General features: G+C 73.9%; 17 protein-coding genes and 1 pseudogene. 9 read left to right on the top strand and 9 right to left on the bottom strand.

Annotation, left to right across the window (positions count from 1 at the left end; all coding sequences use genetic code 11):
• Nucleotides 1–126 precede the first annotated feature (126 nt).
• From ABT369_RS22870 to ABT369_RS22850, 5 genes are read left to right on the top strand one after another with little or no spacing between them, the layout of a single operon-like run.
• A complete protein-coding gene (locus tag ABT369_RS22870; protein WP_350614694.1) occupies nt 127–1,248 on the top strand; it encodes a CaiB/BaiF CoA transferase family protein in 1,122 nt (373 codons plus the stop codon).
• Nucleotides 1,233–2,015, top strand: coding sequence for a citryl-CoA lyase (locus ABT369_RS22865; RefSeq protein WP_350614692.1), 783 nt, complete (start codon nt 1,233–1,235; stop codon nt 2,013–2,015). Before ABT369_RS22870 ends, ABT369_RS22865 begins: the two co-directional genes overlap by 16 nt.
• A 14-nt stretch (nt 2,016–2,029) precedes the next feature.
• Nucleotides 2,030–2,893 carry a DODA-type extradiol aromatic ring-opening family dioxygenase gene (locus ABT369_RS22860; protein WP_350614690.1) on the top strand — a complete coding sequence of 288 codons (864 nt, stop codon included), beginning with the start codon at nt 2,030–2,032 and terminating at the stop codon, nt 2,891–2,893.
• Nucleotides 2,890–3,252 (top strand): hypothetical protein, encoded by a 363-nt coding sequence (locus ABT369_RS22855; protein ID WP_350614688.1) that lies wholly within the window; start codon nt 2,890–2,892, stop codon nt 3,250–3,252. Before ABT369_RS22860 ends, ABT369_RS22855 begins: the two co-directional genes overlap by 4 nt.
• A gap of 1 nt (nt 3,253) precedes the next feature.
• The gene (locus ABT369_RS22850) at nt 3,254–4,210 is read left to right on the top strand and encodes a quinone oxidoreductase family protein (protein ID WP_350614686.1); all 957 of its coding nucleotides are present in this window, start codon (nt 3,254–3,256) and stop codon (nt 4,208–4,210) included.
• Here ABT369_RS22850 and ABT369_RS22845 read toward each other — a convergent pair.
• The 3 genes from ABT369_RS22845 to ABT369_RS22835 form a co-directional block, all read right to left on the bottom strand.
• Nucleotides 4,184–7,231, bottom strand: coding sequence for an NACHT domain-containing protein (locus tag ABT369_RS22845; protein ID WP_350614684.1), 3,048 nt, complete (start codon nt 7,229–7,231; stop codon nt 4,184–4,186). The two genes, ABT369_RS22850 and ABT369_RS22845, sit on opposite strands and share 27 nt — an antisense overlap.
• An 82-nt stretch (nt 7,232–7,313) precedes the next feature.
• Nucleotides 7,314–7,916 carry an FhaA domain-containing protein gene (locus ABT369_RS22840; protein WP_350614681.1) on the bottom strand — a complete coding sequence of 201 codons (603 nt, stop codon included), beginning with the start codon at nt 7,914–7,916 and terminating at the stop codon, nt 7,314–7,316.
• 30 nt (nt 7,917–7,946) lie between these two features.
• Nucleotides 7,947–8,801, bottom strand: coding sequence for a LysR family transcriptional regulator (locus tag ABT369_RS22835; protein ID WP_350614679.1), 855 nt, complete (start codon nt 8,799–8,801; stop codon nt 7,947–7,949).
• A gap of 70 nt (nt 8,802–8,871) precedes the next feature.
• Between ABT369_RS22835 and ABT369_RS22830 the strand changes: the two genes are divergently transcribed.
• Entirely contained in the window at nt 8,872–9,774 is a 903-nt protein-coding gene (locus tag ABT369_RS22830) for an EamA family transporter (protein WP_350614677.1), read from the top strand.
• A gap of 3 nt (nt 9,775–9,777) precedes the next feature.
• On the opposite strand, the gene ABT369_RS22825 is transcribed toward ABT369_RS22830, so the two are convergent.
• Nucleotides 9,778–10,728: a hypothetical protein gene (locus ABT369_RS22825; protein WP_350614675.1), complete on the bottom strand. Its 951-nt coding sequence runs from the start codon at nt 10,726–10,728 to the stop codon at nt 9,778–9,780.
• A gap of 53 nt (nt 10,729–10,781) precedes the next feature.
• Between ABT369_RS22825 and ABT369_RS22820 the strand changes: the two genes are divergently transcribed.
• A complete protein-coding gene (locus tag ABT369_RS22820) occupies nt 10,782–11,555 on the top strand; it encodes a class I SAM-dependent methyltransferase (protein WP_350614673.1) in 774 nt (257 codons plus the stop codon).
• Between the two features lie 20 nt (nt 11,556–11,575).
• Nucleotides 11,576–12,148 (top strand): hypothetical protein, encoded by a 573-nt coding sequence (locus tag ABT369_RS22815; protein WP_350614671.1) that lies wholly within the window; start codon nt 11,576–11,578, stop codon nt 12,146–12,148.
• Nucleotides 12,149–12,161: 13 nt separating this feature from the next.
• Here ABT369_RS22815 and ABT369_RS22810 read toward each other — a convergent pair whose 3' ends face one another.
• A complete protein-coding gene (locus ABT369_RS22810; protein WP_350614669.1) occupies nt 12,162–12,989 on the bottom strand; it encodes an SDR family oxidoreductase in 828 nt (275 codons plus the stop codon).
• Between the two features lie 51 nt (nt 12,990–13,040).
• On the opposite strand from ABT369_RS22810, the pseudogene ABT369_RS22805 reads away from it, so the two are divergent.
• Nucleotides 13,041–13,649, top strand: a pseudogene (locus tag ABT369_RS22805) (Lrp/AsnC family transcriptional regulator); the annotation flags it as partial.
• A gap of 83 nt (nt 13,650–13,732) precedes the next feature.
• Here ABT369_RS22805 and ABT369_RS22800 read toward each other — a convergent pair.
• Genes ABT369_RS22800 through narH form a run of 4 tightly spaced genes read right to left on the bottom strand, consistent with a single transcriptional unit; the run spans nt 13,733 to nt 17,869 of the window.
• Complete coding sequence (locus ABT369_RS22800; RefSeq protein WP_350614667.1) at nt 13,733–14,917, bottom strand: molybdopterin molybdotransferase MoeA; 1,185 nt, start codon at nt 14,915–14,917, stop codon at nt 13,733–13,735.
• Entirely contained in the window at nt 14,914–15,633 is a 720-nt protein-coding gene (gene narI / locus ABT369_RS22795) for a respiratory nitrate reductase subunit gamma (RefSeq protein WP_350614665.1), read from the bottom strand. The genes ABT369_RS22800 and narI overlap by 4 nt, the downstream gene beginning before the upstream one ends.
• Nucleotides 15,630–16,217 carry a nitrate reductase molybdenum cofactor assembly chaperone gene (gene narJ, locus ABT369_RS22790; protein WP_350614663.1) on the bottom strand — a complete coding sequence of 196 codons (588 nt, stop codon included), beginning with the start codon at nt 16,215–16,217 and terminating at the stop codon, nt 15,630–15,632. Before narJ ends, narI begins: the two co-directional genes overlap by 4 nt.
• The gene (narH, locus tag ABT369_RS22785) at nt 16,214–17,869 is read right to left on the bottom strand and encodes a nitrate reductase subunit beta (RefSeq protein ID WP_350614661.1); all 1,656 of its coding nucleotides are present in this window, start codon (nt 17,867–17,869) and stop codon (nt 16,214–16,216) included. The genes narJ and narH overlap by 4 nt, the downstream gene beginning before the upstream one ends.

Below are 17,869 nucleotides of genomic sequence, written 5' to 3'. Positions count from 1 at the left end.
GCGGGCTCCAATCTCGGACGTCCGTCCGCCTGGCGGGCAGATTGGTTTGGTAGCGACATTCTGTTCCCGGTGATGTACCGTGTCAACGAGTTGCGGACGGTTGTCCGCAGAGCGGACGGAGGCAGCGTGGGACCACTGGACGGGCTGCTCGTCGCGGACTTCTCGCGGATCCTCGCGGGGCCCTACGCGACGATGCTGCTGGCCGACCTCGGCGCCGACGTCATCAAGGTGGAGGGGCCGGGCGGGGATGACACCCGCACGTGGATGCCCCCGATCCGCGACGGCCTCTCCACCTACTATCTCGGCATCAACCGCAACAAGCGGTCGATTGCGCTGGACTTCCGCGATCCGGACGACCTCGCGGCCGCGCAGGCCCTCGCCGCGCGCGCCGACGTGCTCATCGAGAACTTCAGGCCCGGCGGCCTCAAGCGTTTCGGGCTGGACTACGAGACCCTCGCCGAACGCAACGAAAAGCTCGTCTACGCGTCCATCTCCGGCTTCGGCACGGCGGCCGGGGCGTCGCTGCCGGGGTACGACCTCATGGTCCAGGCCATCTCGGGCCTCATGAGCCTGACCGGCGACGCCGACGGGCCGCCGTTCCGGGCCGGCATCTCCGTGTTCGACGTGATGGCCGGGATGCACGCGGGCCTGGGCATCCTCGCCGCGCTGCACCACCGGGCCGGCAGCGGGCGCGGCCAGCACGTCGAGGTCAACCTGCTCTCCTCGGCGCTGTCCGGCCTCGTGAACCACAGCAGCGGCTTCGTCGCCGGCGGCACGGTGCCGTTCCGGATGGGCAACGCGCATCCGAGCCTGTTCCCGTACGAGCCGCTGCCCACCGCCGACGGCGAGCTCATCGTGATCGCGGGCAACGACCCGCAGTTCCGCAAGCTGTGCGGCGTCCTCGGGCTCGAGCACCTGCTCGACGACCCGCGGTTCGCGCACAACCAGGACCGCACCGCCAACCGCGAGGCCCTGCGCCCGCTGCTCGTGGAGGTGCTCGCCACCAAGGGCAAGGACGAGTGGTTCACGCTGCTGACCGCGGCCGGGGTGCCGTGTGCGCCGATCAACACGATCGACGGCGGCGTCGCCTACGCTGAGCATCTCGGGCTCGACCCCGTGGTGGTCACCGGCGGCATCCCCGGCGTGCGCAACCCGATCACGTTCTCGGCGACACCGCCGCGCTACGAGCTGCCACCCCCTTCCCTGGACGAGCACGGCGAGGAGATCCGCCAATGGCTGAAGAGCTGAGCTTCCCCACCGGCATCGGCACGTCCGACGCCGACCGGATCCGGCTGCTGGGCCAGGACCTCGCGGCCGACCTGATGGGCAAGGTCGGCTTCGGCGAGCTGGCCTTCTGGCTGGTGGCCGGCCGCCGCCCCGCGCCGGGTGAGACGCGGGTGTTCGAGGCGGTGCTCGTCGCCCTGGCCGACCACGGGTTCACGCCCACCGCGATCGCCGCGCGCGTCACCTACGCCAGCGCCCCCGAGGCCCTCCAGGGCGCCTTGGCCGCGGGCCTGCTGGGCGGCGGTTCCCGGTTCCTGGGCGTCACCGAGGACTCCGGTCGGTTCCTTTCCGATGTACTGCACGCGCAGGGCGACCTCCCCGGGACCGACGCGGACTGGGACGCACTCGCCGAGCGGGCGGTCCGGGACCAGCGCGCCGCCGGAAAGTTCGTGCCCGGCCTCGGCCACCCCGTGCACAAGGTCCAGGACCCGCGCACCCCGGTGCTCATCGGCATCGCCGACGCCGAGGGCCTGCGCGGCCCCCACCTGCGCCTCTTCGAGGCCATCGGCCGCGTCCACCCCGCGGTCCTCGGCCGCACCCTGCCGCTCAACGGCGCCGGCGTCTGCGGTGCCGCGCTCGCGGACCTCGGCCTGCCGGTGGAGATGCTGCGCGGGTTCGCGCTGCTGGCCCGCGCGGCCGGCCTGCTCGGGCACCTGGCCGAGGAGCGGCGCACGAACCTCGGGCTCGAGATCTACAAGACCGTCGACCGCAACGCGCGGTACACCCCCTAAAGGAAGGAGTCGCCGTGGCCCAGATCGTCGCGGTGATCGCCTCGACGCACCACCCCTTCTACTACAAGGCCAGCACGGCCACCGGCGAGGACCGGCCGCCGTTCGCCGACGAATGGGTGGCGAAGATCCTGCGCTTCCGGGAGACGCTCACCAAGGCCCGCCCGGACGTGCTGGTGATGGTCGGCTCGGACCACTTCCACCAGCTGTGGCTGGACAACATGCCGCAGTTCCTCATCGGCAAGGCGCCGTTCTACGACGCCAACTGGTACAACGAGGAGCGTGAGTTCGGCCTGCCGCGGATGCGGCTCAAGGGGCAGGAGGACCTCTCGGCGTACATGCTGCGGGAGGGCCTCGACGCGGGCTTCGACCTCGCGTTCAGCAACGAGCTGCGCATCGACCACAGCATCACCTGCCCGATCATCACCCTGCGGCCCGAGGCCGACCTGCCGATCGTGCCGGTCTACACGAACATCTTCGCCCCGCCGCTGCCCCAGCCGAAGCGCTTCGTCCAGCTCGGCCAGACGATCCGCGAGCTCGTCGAGTCATGGCCGAGCGACCTGCGCGTGGCCGTCATCGGCACCGGGCACCTTTCGCTGGAGCTGGGTGGCCCGCGCCAGTTCGGCCCGCACGGCCCGGACCCCGAGTTCGACGCCCGCGCCGTGGAGTGGATCGCCAACGGCGACCTCGAGGGGTGCCTGTCGGAGGTGACGCTCGACAGCCTGCACGCGCCGGGCAACGCGACGCACGGGTTCATGGACTTCATGCTCATGATGGGCGTCGCCGGGGCCGGCCGGAAGGCGGACTACGTCGACACCTACGATCTGTTCCACACCATGGAGGCGTACTTCACCTGGTACCCGTCGGGGGTGTCGGCATGAGCAAGTACCTGCTGGACAAGTTCCTCTTCACCGTGGACCGCGACCCGGCGCTGGTCGAGCGCTACCGGACCGAGCCCGCCGAGACGGTCGCGTGGTGGGAGTCCACCATGGCCAACACGCTGCTGAACTGCCACACCGGCGAGGCCTCGACGTGGCAGGCCTTCTCGCCGCAGGAGCGCGCCGCGCTGGCCGGCCACGACTATGTGACGCTGTTCGAGCTCGGCGCGCACCCGTTCCTGACGCTGACGTTGTTCATCGCGATGTTCGAGCGCGACCACCCCGAGCCGCTGGGGTTCCAGAAGGAGTACGCGCTGCGGCTGGCGCACTTCGACCTGCCGTACCCGGACATCGCGACCTGACATGAGGGCCGCCCTGATCCTCCAATGTGGACAGCTGCCGGTCGTGGCCGCGCACGAGCCCCCGCCGTCCGGCGGCGTCCGGGTGGCCGTGACCGCCGCGCCGATCACGCCGCTGGACGTGCTGTGCGCGAGCGGGACGTCGTACTTCGGCGCCCCGCCGGTCCCGTACGTCCCCGGAGTCCAGGGCGTCGGGGCGCTGCCCGACGGCACGCCGGTGTGGTTCGCCACCGACGCCGGCATGCGCCCCGGCGACGGGAGCATGGCGGAGTACTGCCACGTGCCCCCGGCGGACATCGTCGAACTGCCGCCGGACGCCGACCCCGCGCTGGTCGCCGCGCTGGGCCTGTCCGCCGTGGCGGCGTGGCAGTCCCTCACCTCGTGCGGCGACCTGCGCACCGGCGAGCAGGTGCTGGTCCTGGGCGGCGGCGGCATCGTCGGGCAGGCGGCGATCCAGATCGCCCGGCTGCTCGGCGCCCGCCGCGTGGTGGCGGCCTGCCGCTCCTCACGGGCCCGGTCCCGCGCCGCCGCCCTGGGCGCGGACGCCGTGGTGCCCCTGCTCGACGACGACACCGTGCCCGACCTGGCCGCGCGGCTGCGCCCGGCGCTGGACGGCCCGCTGGACCTGGTGCTGGACCCGCTGTTCGGCGTCCCGGCCGCGGCGGCGTTGCAGGTGCTGCGCCCGGGCGGCCGCCTGGTCAACCTGGGCGGCTCGGCCGCCCCGACGGCCCCCTTCGACTCGGCCACGCTGCGCAGCGGCTCGCTGCGGATTCTGGGCTACACGAACAACTCCCTGACGAAGCCGGAGCGGGCGGAGACGATGCGCACGATCGCGGCCCACGCCGCGGCGGGCCGCCTGACCGTCTCGTACGAGGCCGTCCCGTTGTCCGACGTGTCGGCCGCCTGGCAGACCCAGTCCACGGGCTCGGCCACCTCACGCCTGGTCCTGCTCCTGCGCTGACAGCAGCGAGGCCGCGAGCTCCGGAATGAGCTTGCGGGCAAGCTCCGGCGGCAGCGCGCGCATCGCCCGGCCCTCGGGGGTTTCGCGGATCTTGCCCGCGTACCCTCCGTCGAGCACGGCCTCCAGGCGGACCATGACATCCCAGAACTCGTCCGAGAAGATCCGCTTGACCTGGATCGCGTGCCGCATCGCCAGCATCGCGACGGCCTCGTCCAAGCGCTTGCCGCGAAGGTTCAGCACATCGTTGGCCGTCGCGGCGTCGAGACTCGCGCCGTGCCGGGCCGCCGCACTCAGCGCGAGGCCGTGCAGCGTGCCGGGAATGCGGCTCACGTCGGTGAGGATCGCGAGGCTTTCCGGGGAGGCGTAACCGCGCAGCAGCATCTCCGTCAGAGCGCGGGCCATCGCCGGGCCGGGCTGGTCCATGGGACTCGTGCTGTCGAACAGCACGGTGCGCCCCACGGCGAGCTGCATCGCCCGGGCCTCGGCCAGAGCGGCGATCTCCACCATGTCCTCCCAGTAGCCGGCGGACGGGCGCCACGCCGCCGTCGGCCGGTCGCCGTCCACCACCTGCAGGGCGCTGATGAACGCGCCCCATCCGGCGGAGGGCTTCAGCACGGCGTCCCACAGGCGGACCTGGTTGGCCCACGACAAGCGGACGTCGGCGTGCGGCGGGCACAGGCGGGCGACCTCCACCGGCTCGTCGGCCATGGCCAGCCGCAGGGACACGATGTTGGCCGCGTAGGTCGCGATGCGCTGGACGGCCACCCGGCTCGACGGGGCATAGGCGGCGTGGCGGCCCGGGCCCCAGCGGTCCTGCACGATGGTCGCGATGTGCTCCAGCACCCCGGCGACGGCCGCGTCGCCGCGGGCCTGCTCGGCGAAGAGGTCGAGGGCGCGGGAGCCGTACCCCGCCAGCAGCCGCTGGGACAGCAGCGCGAACAGCAGGTCGTCGTCCCAGGACTGCGACGCCGTGCGCACGGCTCGGGCGGCGGCCGCGTCCCGCAGCAGCTCCACGGTGTGGAAGGCGACCAGATAGTCGGCGAACATGGCGTGCAGGAACTCGTAGCTGCGGCCGCCGATGCCGCCCTCGGCCTCGGCCGCGGCGACGAAGAAGAAGCGGCCGATGATGCGGCGCGCCGGGTCGAGGGGGCGGGCCAGGTCGCGCGGCCGGGCCTCGGTGACCGGGATCGGGCCCGGGAGGGCCAGCAGGTCGGCCTCGAGGTCGCGCTCGGAGAGGTGCTGGCGGCCGCGGTTGAGCATGCCGAAGGCGACCAGGCCGAGCTTCCACAGCTCCGCCTCGCGTCGCTCGTCCTCGGCGAGGCCGGACCCCTGGTTGTCGGGCCGGGCCAGCTCGCGGCGGATGTAGTCGTCGAGGAGCATGCGGTAGAGCCCGGCGGACGTACCGTCGGCGGGCAGCTCCCGCTCCGCGGCCACGATCGCCAGGAGCAGCAGGAGCAGCGGCTGCCGGGCCAGGTCGCCGTAGCCCCGCAGCGCGCCGGCCGCGACCGGGCGCACGTGACCGGCCGCGACGCCGGGCTCGTTCGCCTCGGCCCAGCGCTCGGCCCAGGCGTCGATCTGCTCGTCGGTGAACTCCTCCAGCCGCACCACGAGACAGCCCTCGGGGATCGCGGCCAGGTCGGCGACGAGCGTCCGGGAGGTGACGATGACGGCGACCGGGCCGTCGACGGCCGCCTCGGTCCTCTGGAAGTCCATCACGTTGCGCAGGTAGCGCGACTCGGTGGCCCCGGTGGCCTGCATCAGCTCGTCGAGGCCGTCGATCAGCACGACCCGGACCGCGGGGCCGCTCGACTCGCACAGCGTGCGCCACTCGACCTGGTCGTGGGTGGTTTCGCGCAGGACGTCGTCGATCTGGCGGTACACGCCGGCCGTCGGGTCGGGAACGTCGCGCAGCGGCACCCGGACGGTGACGAACGCGTCGAGCCGCGCGGCGCAGACCTTCGTGAACAGGCTCTTGCCGCTGCCCGGGTGGCCGAGCACGACCATCGGCCGCTCGGCCGCGGCGGGCGACACGACGTGGGCCGCGACGAACCCGGCGAGGTCGGACCCCAGGGGCTGCCGGCCCCACCAGTCCTCGTGGGCGGGCAGCGACGCCGGGCCCATGACCGCCCAGCGGAACTCCGGCTCGATGTACCCGCGCTCGACGCTCGGCACCCGCACGGCCGTGACATCGCCGGTCGCCTCCTCGAGATCGACGATGGGAGCGGCGAGGACGGCGCGATGGAGGCCGCGCAGCGCCGGGCGGGCGGCCTTGGCCGGGGCGGCGAGGAACCGGGTCAGCTCCTCGATCCGCCCGAGCGCGTTCTGCTCGGCGAGGTGCTCGCCGAACTCCGCCCAGATCCGGAACTCCGGAACCTCCGCGGCGAGGCCGAGGTAGTCGGCGCGGTACCGCCGAACCGCAAGTTCGACGACGTCCCCTGTGACGGTGGAACCGCTTCCCGGGGAGAACGCCCTGAGTCCGGCGAAGAAGGTGCGGCACCGGCCGGCCAGGTCCACGTAGTACGGCCTGATCCCGGCTTCCAGGTTCGCCTCGAAGCCACGACCGGACCACGGCAGGTCGATGGGCGTCCACAACACCCCGTCGACAGCGCGCCGCAGCAGCCCGTGATGGGTCGAGTTCGCGCTCAGGCGCTCGATGTCGGCCTCGGTCAGCTCCAGCTCGTCGTACATCGGGCCGAGCACATCGCGCAGGGCGGCGAAGAACGCGCCGACCGTCAGGGCCGCGTGTGTGGCCGCGAGCAGCTCGTGCCGCTGCCGGCCCGACGACTTGCGCAGCTTCGCGCGGCCCTTCTGCACCAGCTCGTCGAGCCGGACGACGAGCTCGTTCTTCTGGTCGACCCAGCCCCACGCCGCGAGCAGCCACGGCTGGCCCGTGGCCACGCCGATCGGTCCCGCGGCGAGGACCCCGGCGCCGAGCAGCTTGTCGAGTATCTTGATCGTCGCCGAACGCTTACCCAGCAGGATCTCGCGCGCATCGCCCAGGGTGTCCGCGGAGCGGGTCATGCCGCTCGATCCTAGCCGTCCGGGAGCCGGACTCCATGGGCCTGCCGGTTGAAATCGCCGGCCCATGACGTCCACTGTGGACCTAATTGGGCGGTGGGTCAGCGCGCACGCCCTGGACGGTCAGGGTCACGCCGCCCAGGGTGATCACGTCGCCGGGGTTCACGGCCACCGGCTCGGTCACCGGGCGGTCGTTGAGCCGCGTGCCGTTCGTCGAGCCGAGGTCCGTCAGCACCACCATCCGGCCGTCGTACCGCAGCGCCGCGTGCCGCCGCGACACGCCCTCGTCGCGCACGCGCAGGTCGACCTGGCGGCCGCGGCCGATGACGGTCTCGCCGGCCTGGACCGTGTACCGCCGGCCGTCGTCGATGAGCAGCATGACCCCGCGCCCGGCCTCGTCCTCGCGGCGGGTCCGGGCCTTGCGCACGTCAGCGATGATCTTGAACGAGCCCGGCGGGACGGTGTCGTCGGGCTGCAGCTCCACGACCACCTCGTCGGCGATGCCCCAGCGCTGCTCGGCCAGGAACTCGGCCTGCGCGCGGGCCAGCGGCCCCGCGAACTGCGCCACCTGCGCGTGGTCGCCGGGCGCGACGAGCACGAGGTAGCTGTTGGGCGCCAGCGTCTGCTCGCCGACCTCCGCCTCGCGGTGCATCGCCTCCAGGATCGCCGTCCGCTGCGGCAGACTCATGCGGGGCAGCGTACCCGAGCCCGCAAATGCTCACGTTCCGTAGGCGTCACGGGTCAGCGCGATCAGGTCGTCGAGGTGAGCGGGCGGGTCGTCGCGCCACCAGGCGAGCCGGACCTCGATCGGCGGCGCGTCGCTCATCCGGCGGTACGCCACGCCGGGGCGCGGGTTCTGGTGCGCCGTCGCCTCCGAGGTCACGCCGACGGCCTGGTTCGCCGCGATGAGCGTGAGCCACTCGTCCGTGCCCCGCGTCGGGCGCACCGACGCCGGCCCCGCACCCTCCGGCCACAGGCCGAGACTCGTCGTGCCCGTTCGATCGTCGATCGCCATCGTGTACCGCGTGAGGTCGGCCAGCCGCACCGTCCGCTTGCGCGCCAGGGTGTGCTCGGTGGCCACGGCCGCGCAGCGGTGCTCGAATCCGACCCCGGCCGTCGCGAACCGCGGATCCTCCAGCGCCCGGCGGACCACGGCGACGTCGGCGGTACCGTCGGTCAGCCCGGCGGCGAGGCTGTTGTGCTGGACGAACACCAGCGGGACACCCGGATGCAGCCCGGACCAGGCCCGCTGGATGCGGCGCGTGTGCCGGCCCATCGCCGCCCAGGCGTAGCCCACCCGCAGCTCGGTGCGCGAGCGCTCGACGACCCGCCGCAGGTGCGCGACCTCGTCCAGCACCGCCCGGGCGCGGGTCAGCACCTGGGTGCCCGTCGCGGTCAGGCGCACGTGCCGGGTCGTGCGGTGCAGCAGCCGCGCGCCGAGCGCCGCCTCGAGCGCGGCCACGGACCGCGACACCGCCGCCTGCGACAGCCCGAGCGCCCCGGCCGCGTCGGTGAAGGTGCCGGTCTCGACGACGGCGACGAACGCGCGTAGCTGCCGCAGCTCCAGATCCATGCGTACAGCGTATGAATGGCACATCGCACGCATTTCCGCGGGCCCGCTCCCCCGGCCCAGAATCGTGGTCGTGAGCAGGCTGAACCTCGGCACCGGCGGCGCCCTCGCGACCATGTTCGCCAGCGCGGCCGGCAACCAGGCGGGCGCCGCCCTCGGCGCGCGCGCCTTCCCCGCGATCGGGCCCGCGGGCGTCGTCGCGGTCCGTCAGCTCGTGGCGGCCGCGGTGCTCCTGCCCGTGGCCCGGCCCAACCTGCGGCGCCTGACCTGGTCGCAGTGGTGGCCGGCGCTGCTGCTCGGGCTGGTCTTCGCGACGATGAACATCAGCCTGTACACCGCGGTCGACCGCATCGGCCTCGGGCTCGCGGTCACCCTCGAGTTCCTGGGCCCGCTCGCGGTCGCGCTGTGCGGCTCGCGCACGCCGATCGACCTGCTGTGCGCGATCGTCGCGGGGATCGGCGTCTACGTGCTCGTCCTGCCCGGCCCGAGCACCGACATCGCCGGGCTCGGCCTGGGCCTGCTCGCCGGGGCGTGCTGGGCCGCGTACATCCTGCTCAACCGGCTCGTCGGCGCGCGCCTGCCCGGCCTGCAGGGCCCCGCGGTGGGCACGACGGCCGCGGCGGTGCTCTACCTGCCGGTCGCCGTCGTCCTGACCGTGCAGGGCCGCTTCACCGCGGCCGGGCTGCTCTACGCGCTCGGCGCCGGCGTGCTGTGCTCGGTCGTGCCGTACGCCGCGGACGTCATCGCCCTGCGCCGCGTGCCGCCGCGCTTCTTCGGGCTGCTGCAGAGCGTGCACCCGGTGTTCGCGGCGCTCGCGGGCGCGACGATCCTGGGCCAGGTCCCCGCCGCGCACGTCTGGGCCGGCATCGTGATCGTGGTGGGCACGAACATGGCGGCCGTGGCGGTCGCCGGCGCCCGCGCGGCATCGGCGCGCGCGACCGCCGTCGCCCTTCCCGAGCCGGGGATCGCCCTGTAGCCCTCAGCGCCCGTCCCCGTCCCCGTCCCCGGCCCCGTCCCCGGCCTCGCGCCCGTGGTCGTGGTGCTCCTCGATCTCGTGCTCGTGCCGCTCGCCCCGCCGGCGGAACAGGGCGAAGCCGGGGATGCCGACGATCGCCTGGCGCAGGTCACGGGTGACGTTCAGCAGCTCGTGGATGTCGGGGCCGACCCGGTCCAGGGTGGCGAGGATCGGCAGGATGTCGGTGTTGAGGTGGTGGGCGAGCCGCGGCAGGTCGTCCACCATGCGGATCGCCGCGTCGACCTCGTCGGGCGAGAGGTTCTCGATGAACCGGCGCAGCGCCGGCTCGTACGCGCCGAGCAGCTCCTCCGCGGTGCCCGCCGCGCGCGCGGCCTGCGCGACGACGGCGTCCGCGTTCGTGGCCGTCTGCTCCGCCTGCGCGACGATCGCGTCGGCGCTCGTGGCCGTCTCGCCGGCCTGCTTGACGAGGGCATCGGCGCTCGTGGCCGTCTGCGCGGCCTGGGCGACGAGCGCGTCGGCGCCCGAAGCGATCTGCCGCGCCTGGCCGATGACCGCATCCGCAGTCGCGGCCGTCTCACCGGCCCGCACCACAAGTGCGTCGGCGCCCGAAGCGATCTGCCGCGCCTGGCCAATGACCGCATCCGCGCTCGCGGCCGTCTCACCGGCCCGCACCACGAGCGCGTCGGCGCTCGTGGCCGTCTGGGAGGCCTGCGCCACGATCCGGCCCGACTGGTCGATCAGGCCCGCGGCCGAGGCGGTCAGCGCCCGAATCTGGCCGATCGCCTCGTCGGCCGCGTCGAGCGTCGCGGTGGCGCGGGCCAGGAGCAGCTCGGCGCCGCCGACCAGGCGCACCACCCGCCCGGGCAGCGCGACGACGGCCGCGGCGGTTCCCGCGGCGGTGCCCGCGGCGGACACGGCCAGGTCGACGACTTGCGACAAACGCGGCAGGGGCATACCTCCATCTTGCCCACTGCGAGCCCTTGGAATGCAGGTCTAGCATCGCCGGGGTGAGCTTTGAGGTGCAGGCGGACGCCTACGGGCGGTTCATGGGGCGGTATTCGGTTCCCCTCGCGACGCGTTTCGCCGATCTCGTGGGCGTCTCGCCGGGTCAGCGCGCGCTCGATGTCGGCTGCGGCACCGGGGCGCTCACGGCCGAGCTCGTGCAACGGCTCGGGGCCGCGTCCGTGTCCGCCGTCGATCCGTCCGAGTCGTTCGTGGCCACGGCGCGCGAGCGCTTCCCCGACGCCGATGTGCGCGGCGGGGCGGCGGAGCGGCTGCCCTTCGCCGACGGGACCTTCGACCTCGCGCTCGCCCAGCTCGTCGTGCACTTCATGGCCGACCCCGTCGCCGGGCTGCGCGAGATGGCCAGGGTCGCCCGGCCCGGTGGCCTCGTGGCCGCGTGCGTGTGGGACCACGCGGGCGGCGCCGGCCCGCTGGCCGTGTTCTGGCGCGCCGCGCTGGAGCTCGACCCGGCCGCCCGCGACGAGTCCGGCCTCGCCGGCGCGCGCGAGGGCCACCTGGCCGAGCTCTTCACCGCGGCCGGCCTGCGAGACCTCGAGCCGGCCGAGCTGACGGTGCGCACGACCTTCGCCGGCTTCGCCGAGTGGTGGGAGCCGTTCACGCTGGGTGTAGGGCCGGCCGGCGACTACGTGCGCACGCTGGACGAGCCGCGCCGCGACGCCCTGCGCGAGCGCTGCGCCGCGCTGCTGCCCGCGACCGGCCCGATCGAGGTCACCGCGATGGCGTGGACGGTCCTCGGCCGCACGGTTTCGCCGCTCTGAGGGCGGGTAGCGCACCGTCCGTGACGATCTTTCCCGTGGGCGGTCTCGACCTGACGGCCGCCGGAAGGTTCAGGGCCGGGCACCTGGACGCCGACGGCGAGGCGAAGCTGGCCGGGCAGGTGGCGTACCTCGTCGGACAGTTCGAGCCGCCGTGCACGCCCGTCGCCTCCGGCCTGCGGCACATCATGGAGCACGTCGGCGGCGACGAGGCGCTGCTCGCGTGGCTCGACCAGTTCCCCGGCCGGCCCCGGCTCGTGACCCGGGCGCTCGAGCTCGTGGGGCTGCTGGACCGCTACGGCGACTGCCGCCCGCTCGTCGCCGCCCTCCGCCAGCGCCGCGTCCACACCCCGGACCCGCCGGCGCTCGCCGAGCGCCTCCCGCCCGAGACCGACGAGTCCACGCTGTCCAGCCTCGGCGGCGAGATCAAGGCCCGCCTCGGCGACGACGACCCGACCGAGGCGGCGCACCTGGCGCTGGACGCGGCGCGGCTGCTGGCCGACCTCGCCCCCGCCCTGCACGTCGTGCCGGGCCTCGGCGACTTCGAACGGCTCGCCGTCGAGTCGGTGCGGGCGCTGGAGACCGTGCAGCTGTGAGGCTTGAAGACTCTTAGAAGTCCGCCGTGTGGTCCCGCGCCCACTGGGCGAACGACACCGGGCGGCGCCCGGTCACGCGCGTGAAGGTGCCGGTCACCGGCGAGCCGCCCGGCTCCAGGGCGTGCTCCACGAATTCGAGGATCGCCGCGGCCGTCGCGGCGTCCGTGAACGTCGCGAACGCCTCCTGCGCCGCGGCCGGGGTCAGCTCCTCGAGGCGGATCGGGCGGCCGACGGCGGCGGCGATCGCGCGGACCTGCTCGTGCTGGGTCAGCGCGTCCGGGCCGGTGAGCAGGTCGCTCACGCCGGGCGTGGACGGGTCGCGCAGGGCCGCGACGGCGACCGCGGCGATGTCGCGCTCGTGGATCGGGGCCGTCGCCGCGGCCGGGTGCGCCACGCGCACGACGCCCTCCGCGCGGATCGAGCGCGCCCAGGCCAGGGCGTTGTTCGCGAGCACCAGCGGGCGGATCGGGACGCAGCCGGGCAGGGCCGCCTCGACCTCGCGGTGCTCCCGCGCGATGGCGTTGGCCGCGGTCCAGGGCAGCAGCACGCTGCCCGAGGAGAGCAGGACCACGTGTTCGACGCCGGCCGCGGCCACCGCGGCGGCGAAGGGGGCCGGGTCCGCGGGCAGGGCGTAGACGAAGACGCGGCGCACTCCGTCCAGCGCGGGCCCCAGCGTCTCGGGGCGGGTGAGGTCGGCCCGCACGACCGGTACACCGGCCGGAATGTCGCCGGCCGTGGACAGGTCGCGCACGGTGGCGCGGACGGGATCGCCGGCGGTGCGGAGCTGGTCGAGCACGTGGCGGCCGATGGAGCCCCGGGCGCCGATCACCAAGGTCGTCATGGGTACGATCGTGGCGCGGCGACGGCTCAGCACCACGTCACTGGGGTTCGAATGGCGAGATCCGACCTTGACGAGCTCGATCTGCTCATTCTCCACGCGCTGCAGCTGGACGGGCGGGCGTCGTTCACGCGCCTCGGCGAGGTGCTCGGGGTCTCCGACCAGACCGTCGCGCGGCGGTTCGCGCGGATGCGGGCCGAGGGGCGCGTGCGCGTCACCGGGCGGACCGACCCCGAGCGGGTCGGCGAGGTGTCGTGGTTCGTGCGCATCCAGTGCGTGCCGAGCGTGGCGGTCACCGTCGGGCGGGCGCTCGCGCGGCGGCCGGACACGTCGTGGGTGAAGCTGACCTCGGGCGGCACCGAGATCGTGGGCGTGGTCCGCGCGGCGTCCGAGCGCGACTCGGGGGCGCTGCTGCTCGAGCAGCTGCCGAAGACGCCCAACGTCACCGGGGTCACCGCGAACTGCCTGCTGCACGTGTACTTCGGCGGCCCGCAGAGCCTCATCGACGTCCTCAGCCCGCAGCAGGTCGCGGCGCTGCGGATGCCGGAGCCGCCGCCCGGCGCGCGGGTCGAGCTCTCCGGCGATGACCGCAGGCTGCTGGAACTGCTCGCGGCCGACGGGCGGATGGGGTTCACCGAGCTGGCCGCGGCCACCGGCCGGCCGCACACCACCCTGCGCCGGAGGGTGCACGAACTGCGGGAGTGCGGCGCGCTGTACTTCGACCACGGCCCCGGTGATCCAGACCCTCAAAAGCCTGTGAGCAGGTCCGCCGGCGCGCCGCTGGTCCAGCCGGGCTCGATCACGGCCAGGGCGTCGGCGCCGGCCGCGGCGCGCAGACTGGCCGGGCGCGCGTCGTTGACCAGCAGCGCGTGCGCGCCCTCCAGGCTCACCGGCGCGAGCCGGACGCCGTCGGACGGCACGCGGGCGGCGCCGCGCACCGGGAGCCGCACGAGGGGTGCCCCGGCGGTGCCGGTCATCGTCTCCAGCAGCGGCCGCAGGAGCGTGAGCGCGGCGACGAGCCCGGCGAACGGGTTGCCGGGCAGCCCGACGACCCACGGCCCCTCCGGGATGCGGGCGAGCAGCTGCGGGTGGCCGGGGCGGCAGCGAACCCCGTCGACGTGCCAGGCCGCGCCGAGCCCGGCCAGCACCCGGTGCAGGTGATCGGCGGCGCCCACGGAGGAGGAGCCGGTCACGACGAGCACGTCGTCCCCGGCCGCGGCGGCGATCGCGTCCCGCAGGGCGGCGCGGTCGTCGGGCACGAGGACGCTGCCGGCGAGCACTCCCCCGGCGTCGGCGACGAGCGCGGCGATCGAGGGGCCGAACGCGTCGCGCACGAATCCGGGGCCGGGCACCCCGCGGCGCACGATCTCGTCGCCGGTCACGACGAGCCGGACGCGCGGGTGGCGGTACACCGTGAGGACATCGGCCCCGGCCTGCGCCGCCGCCCCGAGGACCGCCGCGGTGACCCGGCGGCCGGCCGGCACGACGAGGTCGCCCGGCACCGCGTCCTCGCCCGCGCGCCGGATGTGCTGGCCCGGGCGGCAGGGGCCGGCGAGGCGCTCGCCGTCGCGGAAGCACCGCTCGTAGGGCAGGACCGCGTCGGCCCTGTCCGGCACCGGCGCCCCGGTGGCGATCTCGACCGCCGTGCCCGGGGCGAGCGTGCTGCCGGGGGACGCGCCGGCCAGGCTGCGGCCGGCCACGGCCCACGGCCCGGGCCCGCGGACCGCGTAGCCGTCCATCGCGGCGGTGTCGCAGCCGGGCTGCGCCGCCCGCGCGAGGACCGGCTCGGCCAGCACCCGGCCCGCGGCCTCGCCGAGCGGGACGCGCTGCGGCTCCAGCCTGGTGGGCAGGCGGCGGGCGGTGGCGAAGGCGTCGCGCCACGACAGGTCGGCGACGCGGTCGGCGCCGGCCCGGATCGCGTGCGTGGTCACTGGACCCGCTCCCAGCCGCGCCGCACGGGCCGGGTGCCGAGCTGGCGGTCGCGGCTGCGGTACACGATGTAGGGCCGGGTCAGGTAGCCCAGCGGCGCGGAGAACACGTGCACGAGCCGGCTGAAGGGCCAGAACGCGAACAGCGTGAAGGCGGCCAGGCCGTGCAGCCGGAACCCGATCGGCGCCTTCGCCATCAGCTCCGGGTCCGGGTGCAGGTAGAAGATGGACCGGAACCAGGGCGAGACGGTCTGCCGGTAGTCGTGCGGGTGCCCGGTCAGGTTGCCCAGCACCGTGGTGCCGAGGCCGAGCACGATGGTGCCGATCAGCAGCACGTACATGATCTTGTCGTTCACGGTCGTGGCCGAGAACACCGGGCCGACCGTCCGGCGGCGGTACACGAGGATCGCGGCGCCGGCGAGCGTCATGATCCCGGCGACGGTGCCGAGCCCGACCGCGACGGCGTGGTAGGCGGTCTCGCTCACGCCCGCCGCCTCCGTCCACGACTCCGGGATGATCAGGCCGCCGACGTGGCCGAGCGCGACGAGCAGGATGCCGAAGTGGAACAGCGGGCTGCCCAGGCGCAGGAGCCGGCGCTCGTAGAGCTGGGAGGACCGGGTGGTCCAGCCGAACTTGTCGTAGCGGTAGCGCCAGACGTGCCCGACCACGAACACGGTGATGGCCACGTACGGCACGACGACGAAGAGCAGCACGTTCATCGCGACACTCCATAAGCGGCGAGGCCGACCTGTTCGGCCGGCGGACCCTGGGCGGCGAGCCGCGCGACGGCGACGTGGTGATCGCCGTGCAGCGGGGGCAGCGTCGCCGAGACGGAGTCGAGCACGTCGGCCCACGGCGAGCGGGCGTCGTGCAGCGCCGCGCGCAGCAGCTCGAGGCCGGCCCGGTGCTCACCGAGCAGGACGGCGCCGGCGTCGGGCTCGGCGGCGGCGTACTCGAGCACGACCGCGAGGTGGTCGGGCAGTTCCTCGTCGGTGAGGCGCAGCCCGGCCTCGGCGTAGGCCTGCTTGAGCCGCAGCAGCGCCATGCCGCGGTTGCGGGTGTCGCCGTGCGCGTAGTAGGTGAGGAACAGGCAGCAGCGCTTGCGATGGTCGAAGGTGGCCACGTAGTCGACGGCCAGCTGCGGCAGCGGCGTGCGCTCCACGTGGTCGAGGAACCGCAGCAGCGGCGCCCCGACGGGCCCCTCGAGCGCGCCGGCGACCTTGCGCAGCAGCCCCAGCCGGTCGGCGAGCCGTTCGTCGGGGTAGTCCAGCAGCAGGGACTGGGCCTGCCAGGCGGGGTTCACCGCTCGCTCCGATCCGGGAAGAGGCCCGCGGGGCGGCCCTTGCCGTCCCAGTTGAGCAGGTTGACCCGCCGCGCCTTGTCGGCCGGGTCGACGATGGTGTCGCTGGTCTGCCTGTCGCGCAGCATCACGAAGTTCTCGACCGCGATCGGGGCCGGGCCGCCGGAGGACTCGCCGAACGGGCCGGAACCGCCCATCCCCGGGCTGCCCTCGTAGTCCAGCGAGCACTCGGTCGCCAGCTCCTCCAGCGCGTGTGCCTGCTCCGCGTGGGCGGGCGGGATCACATAGCGTTCGTCGTACTTCGCCAGGGCCAGCAGCCGGTACATGCCGTAGATCTGCTCGCCGGTCATCCCCACCGCCGAGGCGATCGACTCGTCCGCGTCACGGCCGAGGTTGATGTCGCGCATGTACGAGCGCATCGCGGCGAGGCGGCGCAGGGCCGCGTCGACCGGGGCCGGGTCGCCCGCGGTGAACAGCTGGGCCAGGTACTCGACCGGGATGCGCAGGGCCTCGATCGCGGCGAAGAGGTTGCCGCGGTCCTCGGCGTCGTGGCCGGTGTCGCGGACCACGTCGACGACCGGCGACAGCGGCGGGATGTACCAGACCATCGGCATGGTGCGGTACTCCGGGTGCAGCGGCAGCGCCACCTTGAACCGGTTGATGAGCGCGTACACGGGCGAGCGCCGGGCCGCCTCGATCCAGTCGTGCGGGATGCCGGCCCGCTCGGCGGCGGCCGCGACCTGCGGGTCGTTCGGGTCCAGGAAGACCTTGCGCTGGGCCTCGTAGAGGTCGTGCTCGTCCGCCACGGACGCGGCCTCGAGGACCGCGTCGGCGTCGTAGAGCATGAGGCCGATGTAGCGCAGCCGGCCGACGCACGTCTCCGAGCACACCGTGGGGATGCCGACCTCGATGCGGGGGAAGCAGAACGTGCACTTCTCGGCCTTGCCGGTGCGGTGGTTGAAGTACACCTTCTTGTACGGGCACCCGGACACGCACATCCGCCAGCCCCGGCAGCGGTCCTGGTCGACGAGGACGATGCCGTCCTCCTCGCGCTTGTAGATCGCCCCGGACGGGCAGGAGGCGGCGCAACTCGGGTTGAGGCAGTGCTCGCAGATGCGGGGCAGGTAGAACATGAAGGTCTGCTCGAACTCGAACTTCACCTTGTCGGCGATGCCCTTGAGCATCACGTCCTTGTCGCCGTGGTCGGGTGCCCCGGCCAGGTTGTCGTCCCAGTTGGCCGACCAGGAGATCTTCATGTCCTGGCCGGAGAGCAGCGACCTGGGCCGGGCGACCGGGGTGTGCTCCTGCAGCGGCGCGTTCGTGAGCGTCTCGTAGTCGTAGGTCCAGGGCTCGTAGTAGTCGTCGATCGCGGGCATCTTCGGGTTGGAGAAGATGGTGAGCAGCTTCTTGAACCGGCCGCCGCCCTTGAGTGCCAGCCGGCCGCGCCGGTTGAGCGTCCAGCCGCCCTTCCACGTCTCCTGGTCCTCGTACCGCCGCGGATAGCCCTGCCCGGGCCGCGTCTCGACGTTGTTGAACCAGACGTACTCGGTGCCGCTGCGGTTGGTCCACGCCTGCTTGCACGTGACCGAGCAGGTATGGCAGCCGATGCACTTGTCGAGGTTCATCACCATCGCCATCTGCGCCATCACGCGCAT

Source organism: Dactylosporangium sp. NPDC000244 (assembly GCF_040300725.1).
In the GTDB taxonomy this organism is placed as follows: domain Bacteria; phylum Actinomycetota; class Actinomycetes; order Mycobacteriales; family Micromonosporaceae; genus Dactylosporangium.
This window is presented reverse-complemented; position numbering and strand designations above follow the sequence as displayed.

What these genes read in the sequence shown, in the direction of transcription:
- ABT369_RS22865 (WP_350614692.1), top strand. Translation starts at nt 1,233, where the DNA reads ATGGCTGAAGAGCTGAGCTTCCCCACCGGCATCGGCACGTCCGACGCC.
- ABT369_RS22855 (WP_350614688.1), top strand. Translation starts at nt 2,890, where the DNA reads ATGAGCAAGTACCTGCTGGACAAGTTCCTCTTCACCGTGGACCGCGAC.
- ABT369_RS22850 (WP_350614686.1), top strand. Translation starts at nt 3,254, where the DNA reads ATGAGGGCCGCCCTGATCCTCCAATGTGGACAGCTGCCGGTCGTGGCC.
- ABT369_RS22845 (WP_350614684.1), bottom strand. Translation starts at nt 7,231, where the DNA reads ATGACCCGCTCCGCGGACACCCTGGGCGATGCGCGCGAGATCCTGCTG.
- ABT369_RS22840 (WP_350614681.1), bottom strand. Translation starts at nt 7,916, where the DNA reads ATGAGTCTGCCGCAGCGGACGGCGATCCTGGAGGCGATGCACCGCGAG.
- ABT369_RS22835 (WP_350614679.1), bottom strand. Translation starts at nt 8,801, where the DNA reads ATGGATCTGGAGCTGCGGCAGCTACGCGCGTTCGTCGCCGTCGTCGAG.
- ABT369_RS22825 (WP_350614675.1), bottom strand. Translation starts at nt 10,728, where the DNA reads ATGCCCCTGCCGCGTTTGTCGCAAGTCGTCGACCTGGCCGTGTCCGCC.
- ABT369_RS22810 (WP_350614669.1), bottom strand. Translation starts at nt 12,989, where the DNA reads ATGACGACCTTGGTGATCGGCGCCCGGGGCTCCATCGGCCGCCACGTG.
- narI (WP_350614665.1), bottom strand. Translation starts at nt 15,633, where the DNA reads ATGAACGTGCTGCTCTTCGTCGTCGTGCCGTACGTGGCCATCACCGTG.
- narH (WP_350614661.1), bottom strand. Translation starts at nt 17,869, where the DNA reads ATGCGCGTGATGGCGCAGATGGCGATGGTGATGAACCTCGACAAGTGC.